9 protein-coding genes are annotated in these 9246 nt (G+C 64.0%); 6 read left to right on the top strand and 3 right to left on the bottom strand.

The annotated features are described in order from the left end of the window. Positions 1-68: 68 nt before the first annotated feature. From AC56LK_RS07580 to AC56LK_RS07570, 3 genes are all read left to right on the top strand, one after another. Positions 69-425 carry a hypothetical protein gene (locus AC56LK_RS07580; RefSeq protein WP_497183944.1) on the top strand — a complete coding sequence of 119 codons (357 nt, stop codon included), beginning with the start codon at positions 69-71 and terminating at the stop codon, positions 423-425. A 22-nt stretch (positions 426-447) separates the two neighbouring features. Then, a complete protein-coding gene (locus AC56LK_RS07575) occupies positions 448-1422 on the top strand; it encodes a hypothetical protein (RefSeq protein WP_497183943.1) in 975 nt (324 codons plus the stop codon). A gap of 124 nt (positions 1423-1546) precedes the next feature. After that, complete coding sequence (locus AC56LK_RS07570; RefSeq protein WP_497183942.1) at positions 1547-1810, top strand: PAAR domain-containing protein; 264 nt, start codon at positions 1547-1549, stop codon at positions 1808-1810. A 259-nt stretch (positions 1811-2069) separates the two neighbouring features. Here AC56LK_RS07570 and AC56LK_RS07565 read toward each other — a convergent pair whose 3' ends face one another. After that, on the bottom strand, positions 2070-2264 hold the full coding sequence (locus AC56LK_RS07565; RefSeq protein WP_497183941.1) for a hypothetical protein: 195 nt from the start codon (positions 2262-2264) through the stop codon (positions 2070-2072). A 75-nt stretch (positions 2265-2339) separates the two neighbouring features. Here AC56LK_RS07565 and AC56LK_RS07560 point away from each other — a divergent pair, with 75 nt between their 5' ends. The 3 genes from AC56LK_RS07560 to AC56LK_RS07550 are packed head-to-tail and all read left to right on the top strand — an operon-like array spanning position 2340 to position 5346. Continuing rightward, entirely contained in the window at positions 2340-3995 is a 1656-nt protein-coding gene (locus AC56LK_RS07560) for a methyl-accepting chemotaxis protein (RefSeq protein WP_497183940.1), read from the top strand. 41 nt (positions 3996-4036) lie between these two features. Then, positions 4037-4801 (top strand): alpha/beta hydrolase, encoded by a 765-nt coding sequence (locus AC56LK_RS07555; RefSeq protein ID WP_497183939.1) that lies wholly within the window; start codon positions 4037-4039, stop codon positions 4799-4801. A 23-nt stretch (positions 4802-4824) separates the two neighbouring features. Then, positions 4825-5346: a hypothetical protein gene (locus AC56LK_RS07550; protein WP_497183938.1), complete on the top strand. Its 522-nt coding sequence runs from the start codon at positions 4825-4827 to the stop codon at positions 5344-5346. Between the two features lie 64 nt (positions 5347-5410). On the opposite strand, the gene AC56LK_RS07545 is transcribed toward AC56LK_RS07550, so the two are convergent. Together AC56LK_RS07545 and AC56LK_RS07540 are read right to left on the bottom strand one after the other, a co-directional pair. Next, on the bottom strand, positions 5411-5617 hold the full coding sequence (locus AC56LK_RS07545; protein WP_497183937.1) for an addiction module protein: 207 nt from the start codon (positions 5615-5617) through the stop codon (positions 5411-5413). Positions 5618-5659: 42 nt separating this feature from the next. Continuing rightward, positions 5660-9244 carry an ABC transporter permease/M1 family aminopeptidase gene (locus AC56LK_RS07540; RefSeq protein WP_497183936.1) on the bottom strand — a complete coding sequence of 1195 codons (3585 nt, stop codon included), beginning with the start codon at positions 9242-9244 and terminating at the stop codon, positions 5660-5662. Positions 9245-9246: the final 2 nt, after the last annotated feature.

Here is a 9246-nt window from a genome sequence, read left to right as displayed (position 1 = left end):
CAGCTTCACGGCTTCTTCCTTGAGTTCCGGGGTGTACGTCTTCTTCAATGTCATCATAAAAGCTCCTGTTGGTGAACTTTACCAAACAAGAGTGTCCGAAAAAATCAGAGTACCTCAAAGGTACCGACTATTGCTTGGAAGGTGGAGGAGAACAGATAGTGTTCTTTCCCGGCAAGCGCGATGAAATGGTTGAAGCTTTGCCTAGAATTAATCGAGAGAATGGCGAGGTGATCGTAGATCATCGTGGCAACCTAGATCGTAGAGTGGAATATATAGACTTGGCAGGTGAGACGGCACCAGCGAAGCTACGGGCAAAAATTACAGATCCGCATATTAAAGGCCCGATTGAAACTGGTTGGGGAGCTACGGATTATACTCATCAGGAGGCCAAAAGAATCCTTTTGACTGTGCCAGCATTGAGATAAGGTTGACTAACTGGAGAGGTGTATGAGAGATTTAAACTTGGAAGCTGCTATCTGGTATTTATTCACTTCGAACAGCTTCTTTAAAGCTGCAGCCCAGGAATGTGAACAAACTATCGAATGGTTTGGAACACTAGCTGTATCTAAAGAAGTTTCGAATTTTGGCCGAAATAATCAGATTTTTGATACGTTCAAGGCGCTTGCTCGTGATTTCTATCGCGGTGCCGAAATGGCGGAACTTGGAGATTACAAGTTTATATGGGAGACAGCACGTTGCTTCAGAGGAGATGTTCGCGGAATGATGGAGCAGCCGCTTCATGGCTGGATGACCAAGGCTGAGTATCATGAGTTTAATGATCAAAGGATAGGTCTATTGATGACTTTTGCTAGGCAGATTTCCAATGCACTTAACAACGCAATGATAAAAGGAGAGAGCTTTTTCGATCCAGATCCGAATTGTCCTGAAAGAGCAAACGACGATGATGGATTTCCGGCGGAAGAGATTATTAAAACGTACAACTTCAACCTCAATCAGTATCAGCCACTTCCATCCTGGGATCTGCCAGACCCGCTGCCGGAATATTCCGTTGACAGATCAGTCACATGCAAGACGGGAGACGAAGTGCCTTGGACCGGCGTGTGGTATCCCGACACGGGACTGGAAAGGCACAGTCTGACTTTTGCCATCAAAGGGTTACGGATGCAACCGGCATTCCATATTGTAAAAACCGAGGAAGAGCTCGAAGCCGAAGGGGCTTACCTACCTAGTGCCGAAACAATTGCCGTTGCCACTACGTGGCATCCCCTTATTCCGTCCACACGTCAGCATGAGCAGAATTCTGAATTGCTTGCGAAAGCAGGTCAGCCCTGTCCGAAGGCAGGGGTTTGGCAGACGCAGGATGTGAACGCATCGGAACGGTTCTATGGATTGGATGAGCCTATGGGCAGTCTTGGCTCTGCCTATGGATTGACCATCTGGCGTTGGCTCAGGGATCGCTGAACCGAAACTACTCACTCGACATCCAGAGAGAACGTATGCGAAACCTGCACTTGGAAGTCACCGATTGGTGCGCGCGTATCCCTTCGTTCACCCAAGCGCCAGTAAATTACCCCGGAGGAAGACCGTGAAAGGCGTGATCCGACTCGGCGACGCTACCAGCCATGGCGGCAAGGTTGTCGCCGCTTCCGGTATGGCACGTGTGCACGGCATCACGGTGGCCCGGCAGGGAGACGCGTGCATGTGCCCAATCAAAGGGCATTCGCCATGCGTGATTGCCGAAGGCGATCCAGCGGTGCTTCTCGACGGCGTCCCGGTGGCCTTCGAAGGACACAAGACCTCGTGTGGCGCAACGCTGGTCTCGTCGGCGGCGACATCGGTCAAGGTGTGAGCAAGGTCATCCGCTGACGCTGCCTGCAGGCGAACAGCCGGGGCAGGGTACCAGCGCATCAGCACTTCGCCGCGAAAACGCCAGGCATAGGTCTGGCCCACCTTCAGCTGCGCCGCATGCTCGCGCAACTCGACCGTGAAGTTGCCCAGCTCAACGCGCCGGACGCGGGCGATGGCGCGCATGCACACCATGGAACCAAGGCGTCGACAGGGCCTGGAACCGTTGCCTGACCGTCTCCGCCGGGTACTTACCGCTGCGTTCAGCGGCCTTCCATCAATGCACGCGCCTTGCCGATGGACGCGTCCAGCCGTGGCTCCGAGACCAGGGCCGCCAACAGCGCGCGAACCAGCACGCAGTCCCCGGCAATCACCTCGTCCGGCATCCCGTTCCCGGCACTAAAAAATTTGCTTTTCATTAAGCACTTGTTCCGGTAATAATCGAACAAGTAATTCAAGCATTAAGTTTCATCATTCGGTCCGCCTGCAAACAGGCACAACACTTACAACGATATCGAGACCCGTCTGAACCCATGAAGCTCTCCGACCTGAAAATTGCGACCCGCCTGTACCTCGGCTACGGCGTCCTCATCGGCATTACCGGCATCGTGGTCGCCATCGCCTACGCCAAGGTCACCGCGCTCGACTCCGCCAACGACGCCAACGTCCACACCTACCGGGTGCTGGCCGAAGTCGATGGCGCCATGGAAGCGCTGGTGAATATCGAAACCGGCGAACGTGGCTATGCCCTGACCGGCCAGGAGGCCTCGCTGCAGCCTTACACGGCCGGCAAGCAGGACTTCCAGCAGCACCTCGAGCGGGCGCTTGCGCTCACCACCGACAACGCGGCACAGCAGGGGCGCCTGACACTGCTCGCGCAGCATCAGCGAAACTGGCTGGCGCAGGCAATCGATCCGGTGATCGCCCAGCGTCGCGCCGCTGTCGACGGCGACCTGTCGCAGGTCGTTGCAACGGTCCAGGCCGGCAAGGGCAAGGCCGGCATGGACGCCATGCGCGCGGTGGTGTCGCAGGTGAGGGCGGCGGAGGAGGAACTGCTGGCGCAGCGCGCGACGAATATCGTCGAGGCCCGCTCGGCCATGCGCCGCACGCTCGTCGGCGGCGGCCTGATCGCCGGCATCCTGGCGGTCTTCATGGCCTACCAGCTGGGCCGCAACATCAGCATCCCGCTGCGCCGCGCGGTCAGCCTGGCCAGCAAAGTGGCGCAAGGCGACCTGACCAGCGACGTCAAGGTCCGCACCAACGACGAAGCCGGCGAACTGATGGCGGCGCTGAAGGACATGAACGCCTCCTTGGTATCGATCGTGTCGAAGGTGCGCGCCGGTACCGGCGCCATCGCGACCGCGGCCGGCGAGATTTCGGCCGGCAACCAGGACCTGTCGAGCCGCACCGAGCAGCAAGCCAGCTCGCTGGAGGAAACCGCGTCCTCGATGGAAGAGCTGACCTCGACCGTCAAGCAGAACGCCGACAACGCGCGCCAGGCCACCCAGCTGGCCGCCAGCGCCGCCGACACCGCCGCGCGCGGCGGCGAGGTGGTGGTGACGATGGGCTCGATCAACGAAGCCTCGCGCAAGATCGCCGACATCATCACCGTCATCGACGGCATCGCCTTCCAGACCAATATCCTGGCGCTGAACGCGGCAGTCGAGGCGGCACGCGCCGGCGAGCAGGGCCGCGGCTTCGCGGTGGTGGCTGGCGAGGTGCGCAATCTGGCGCAGCGCTCGGCCGCGGCGGCGAAAGAGATCAAGGGCCTGATCGGCGACTCGGTGTCGCGGGTGGAAGCCGGTTCGCGCCTGGTGGACCAGGCCGGCCGCACGATGGACGAAGTGGTGTCCAGCGTGAAGCGCGTGTCCGACATCATCGGCGAGATCGCGGCCGCCAGCGAAGAGCAGCGCGACGGCATCGAGCAGGTGAACGGCGCGATCGCGCAAATGGACGAGGTGACGCAACAGAACGCCGCCCTGGTCGAGCAGGCCGCCGCGGCGGCGGCCGCGATGCGCGAGCAGGCCGGCGGGCTGGCGCAACTGGTGGATACCTTCCAGCTGGTGGAGCAGGCCCAGGTGTCGGCACAAGCGGCCGTCCAGCACCGGCCGCGTCCACCGGTCCGTCCGGCACTGCCGCGTGCCGCCAAGGCGCGCCCGCAGGTAGCGGATACAGCCGAGGTGGAATAAGCATCCCGGATGTGTCGCCATTTCCGCCCGATCCCCGGAGCATGCAGAAGACCTTGACCGTCACCCTGCTGCTCGCCATGGGCGTCTATGCGGCTGCCTGCCTGGCGCTGTTTTTCATGCAGCGCTCGCTGATCTATTTTCCGCCGGCGGTTGCCGCCTACACTGCGCCGCAGACCTCGATCCTCGAGGTGGCCGGCGCCTCCGTGAAGGTGTCCGAACGGCCGCTGGCGGGGGAACGGGCCCTGATTTACCTGGGCGGGAACGCCGAGGACGTGACGGCCAGCCTGCCCCTGCTGGACCGCGCCTTCCCGGAGCGCGCGCTGTATTTGCTGCATTACCGGGGCTACACCGGCAGCACCGGCAGCCCGTCCGAGGAGGCGCTGGTGGGCGATGCGCTGGCGCTGTTCGACCGGGTCGCGCGCGAGCACAAGGACATCGTCGTGATCGGGCGCAGCCTCGGCAGCGGCGTGGCGGTGCAGTTGGCCAGCCGGCGGCCGGTCAGCCGGCTGGTCCTGGTGACGCCCTTCGACAGCCTGGCCGGACTCGCCGCCCGCCAGTTTCCGTATTTTCCGGTACGCTGGCTCTTGCGCGACCAGTATGCGTCCGCGCAGCATGCGCCGCGCGTGACGGCGCCCACGCTGCTGGTCGCGGCCGGGCAGGACGAATTCATCCCGGCGGACAGCGCCCGCCGGCTGCTGTCGCACTTCCCCGCGGGCGTGGCGCAGCTGCGCGTCATCGACGGGACCGGGCATAATTCGATTTCCGAGAGTGCCGACTACATTCCCTCGCTGCGATGGGCGAGGTAGACCAAGCAATCACAAGGAGCCTCATGCCAGTCAACCAGATCCTGCGTCATGTCCTTCTGTTCGCGTCATGCCAGGTATCCGCGCATGCCGCCGACCCCGTGCCGGCGCACCTGGCCGGGGTGTGGGGCACTGCCGAGTCCTTACATGCCGGTACGGTTGCCCAATACGAACTGCTGTTGCTGCCCGATGGCTTCGGCTCATTCACCGGTTCGACACCGCCAATGACGATTACCAGCGGCCCGGACAAGGGCAAGCCGGCGCCGGGGCGCGTCATCATGGGCCTGCCGTTGCGGGCGGCGGTCGACGGCGAGGTCCTGAAGCTACAGCCCTTCATCCCGCGCTCGGTCGTGCGCCCTGGCGACAAGCTGCCGGCGCCGGAAGCGATGACGATCACCTGCCGCTACGAGGCCCCGGGACAGACCCTCACCTGCGTCGGCCCGGACCGCCCCGACATCGTGATGAAGCGCTATATCGAGAACGTGCCGGCCGAGACGATGGAGTTGCTCAGGCAAGTACAGGCCGCCGAGGATGGCGCTCAGGGGTGAAAAACAAAAAACCGCGGTCTGACCGCGGTTTTTCCTGGTGGGCGTACTGGGCGCCGGATGAATCTTACTCCTGCCATTCCTTCAGCGCGCTGATGGCCGCCTCGCCATTGCGGATCGCTTTCACGCGGCGCACGACTTCGTTGCGCCAGGCCTCGTCGGCATCCTCGTCGGGACCATCGATATCCTGGAGGAGCATGCGCAACAGGGCGTGCTTGTCATCTGCGCTCAGCAGCTGGATCTTTTCGGCGATCTCGGCAACCAGATTCGACATGATGTTCCTTCGGATAATATTTCTGAAATATTACCTGTAGTTTCAGGGGTTGTCGACTGCAACCATGTTATCCGTCGGTTTTCTGTCGATCAGCTTGTTATCGGGGTCGATTCCGGCCCGCGCCGGGCGTGCACCGACCACCAGCGTGACCGTCTGGCTGGCCCGGTCGACCAGGCGCCGCTCGCGCGCCAGCGGGTTGCCGTTGCGGTCGTCGACGCCGAATTCGATGTAGTCCTTCAGCGGCGCCGGCTTCTCGTCGCCCAGCTCGCCCGCGCGCACCTTGCCGGCATGCGCCTTGATCGTCACCTCGAACTTGCCGTCCGGGCGCCGCCGCACGGTGGCGCTGTCGGCACGGTTCTCGTACAGGACGATGTGCTCGAACAGGTCCTCGATCAGGTAAGCCTTGTCGGGGGGCGCCACCGCGCGCAGCCCGTCGACCAGCGCCAGCACGGTCGGGTAGGGCGCACCCTTCGATCCGTGTTCCTTCAGCAGGCCGCGCAGCACGCCGTTGACGGTGTCTTCGCCCAGCAGGTCGGCCAGCAGGTACAGCGCCAGGCTGCCCTTGCGGTAGTGGACGTAGTCCTGGTGTTCGTTTTGCGCCAGCGGAAGTTCCTTGCGGCGCTCCATGGCGCGGCCCATCAGGTAGGCGTCCAGGTTGTAGCGCAGGAAGCGGCGCATCTTCTGGCCGCCGTTGCTGCGCTTCATGACCATCAGCGCGGTGTACTCGGACAGGCTCTCCGACAGCACGGTGGAACCGCGGGTATCGGCGCCCACCAGCTGGTGGCCCCACCACTGGTGCGCCGCCTCGTGGGCGCTGACGTAGAACGGATAATCGATGTCCTTCGGCGAATCCTCGTCGATGCGGGCGATGAAACCCATGCTTTCCGAGAACGGGATGGTGCCCGGGAAAGCCTGGGCGTAGCTCGCGTAGCGCGGGAACTCGACGATGCGCAGCGCGTTGAACTGGTAGGGCCCGAAACGGCGCGAGGCGTAGTCGAGGCCGGCCTGGGCGCCGCCGATCATGCGCTCGACGTTGACCTCGTGGCCGGGGTGGTAGAACACGTCGATGGTCACGTCCTGCCAGCGGTCGTGCCGCACTTCGTAGCGCGCCGACTGGAAGGCATAGAAGTTGAGGATGGGCTTGTCCATCCGGTAGTGGAAGTAACGCCTGCCGCCGTGCATCCATTCCTTCTCCAGCGTGCCGGGCGCGATCGCCACCTGGTCCGGGCTGGTGCTGACCACCGCATCGAAATTGATCCAGTCGGCGTCCACGCCGACGCCGTTGTTGGCGCGCGCAGCCAGGTCCTCGCGCGCGGCCATCGGGTCTTTCGGCGGCAGGCCGCGGCGCTTGCGGTCGCGGTCATCCTGCAGCTCCACCGAGGGCTGGTAGCCGATGCGCGGCATGACCTCGTTGGTGAAGAAGCTGCCGTTGCCGACGACCGGGGTGTCGCGGCCCAGCCCCAGCCAGCCGCCCGGAGCGTACTTGAGGTGGAATGCGAGCGCCATGCGCGCCCCCGGCGCCAGCGGCTGGGCCAGGCGGTAGCGGTAGAAGCCGAGCTCCGGGTCGGCCGCCACCTGGCGCGCCGCCTGCGAGAAGCGCGCCGACAGCTCGGCCCCGCGCTGCTGGTACAGGACGATGTCCTGGATCGGGCCGCTGCTGCGGTTCTCCAGCTGATAGTAGCCTTTGACGAACAGGGCGCGCGTGCGCGGCCGGATGTCGACCTCCAGGTTGACGTCGGTGATGCGCGGCTGCGGCAGTCTGGCGAAGCGGCGGTAGCGCAGTTCGTAGTCGGCGCGCGCACGTTCCTGGCGGGCGCTGGTCTGGTAGCCGCCCGCATGCAGCTCATAGGCCAGCAGCGCGCCGGTGCCGGCGAAGACCAGCAGGCCGGCGCCGAAGCCGGCCAGCACCGGCCGCGAGAGGTTGCGGCGCGCCAGGCGCAGGCGCTCGCGCCAGCCGGTGTCGACGCCGCGCGCCCACAGCACCCGCGCGGCCACCATCAGCATCAGCGCCAGGCCGCTCCAGTAGAGCTGGAACAGGTACTCGCGCGGCAGGTAGTGGCCGAAGCCGTTCATCGCCGAATAGCTGAAGGACGGGGTGGCCCCGTAGACCAGCATCGGATGGTCGAAGCCGAAGCCGCGCGCGGTGCCGGCGACCAGATAGAGGGCGATCAGGATGAAGTAGGCCAGGTAGCGGTTGTTGACGACCACCTGCATCGCAACCGCCGCCACCGCCAGCAGCGCGTAGTGCGGCAGCAGCACCGTGAACAGGAAGCGCAGGTAGAGGCCGGGCTCCAGCCCGAAGTAGCCCTTGAACAGCTGGATCAGCATCCCGACCAGCATCGCCATCACCAGCAGCAGGGCCTGCAGGCCGACCAGGGCCAGGGTCTTGCCGGCGAGCGGCAGCCAGGTCGGCGCGGGCATGGCGTCGAGCATCTGCGACATGCGGGCCTCGCGTTCGCGCCATACCATCTCGCCGGCGAACAGGGTGGTCACCACCAGCATGTACAGCTCGAACACGTCGCGGATCAGGTCCAGCACCATGTAGGTGACGGGCAGGGTATTGGTGCCGTAGATCGAGCCCAGGTCGAGCGAGCTGGCGGCCAGGATCAGGGCGCCGGCGACCGCGAGGGCCAGGAAATACACGTTCTTGCTCGACTCGCGCAGGTTGTACCAGACCGACTTCCCCAGCAGGAAAGCCAGGCTGCGGCGTTCGAAGTCGGGCGCTTCGCGGGTGTCGACGGCGGCCTGGGACAGCGGCGCCGGCGCAGGTGCATCCGCCAGCTGCTGGCCCTTCTTGTGGCGCGGGTCGAGGTTGCCGGTGGTGTGGAAGCGCCAGTAGCCGAGCAGCAGGACCACCAGCCCGAACCCGACCCAGATCAGGCGGTTCACCAGGTAGACGCCTTCCAGGGTCACCGGGCGCGTGTTGCGCTCGGCGATCGGCCAGTATTCGGTGAGGCGGATCAGGGCCGTGGTGCCGAAGGGATCGATCAGCGCGGCGAGGGTCTTGTAGTCGAGGTCACGCGCCAGCGAGGGCGCGACGATGTAGCCGATCATCATGACGATGCTGGCCACGTAGACCGGCAGCATGCGGCGCGACAGCGCGGCCAGCACGAAGAACAGGGCGCCGAAGATGAAGGTATTCGGCAGCAGGGTGAGCAGCCAGGGCAGCAGGTAGGCCGCCACCCCGTTCGGCCCCAGGCGGTCGGGCTCGATGCCGGGGATGTAGCTGCCGAGCCAGGCGCCCAGCACGATGCTCGACAGGATCACCGCCAGCGTGACGAAGGCCCCGAGGAAGCGTCCCAGCACGTAATCCGCCTTGCGGATCGGCGCGCTGAAGAAGAAATGCTGCATCTCGTATTCGAAGTCCTGCTGCACCGAACGGCCCATCACGGCCGCCACCACGATCACGCCGAAGCAGCCGAGGAAGGAGGCGGTCAGCGCGATCTGGCGCGGCGCATTGATCAGGACCCGGCCGCCGAAGGTGACGATGGCGTCGCGGAAGGCGCCGCCCGCCGCCGCCATCCACAGCATCGCCAGCGCCAGGAACATGCCGAAGTAGATCCAGGTGGACAGCAGCCGCAGCCGCTGGCGCGCTTCGAAGCGGGCGATGGCGAACAAGGACCACATTG

It is taken from the genome of Telluria sp. ZB4P36, assembly GCF_059685865.1.
Note: the sequence above shows the minus strand (reverse complement) of the source record. Positions and strands in the feature narration are given on the sequence as shown.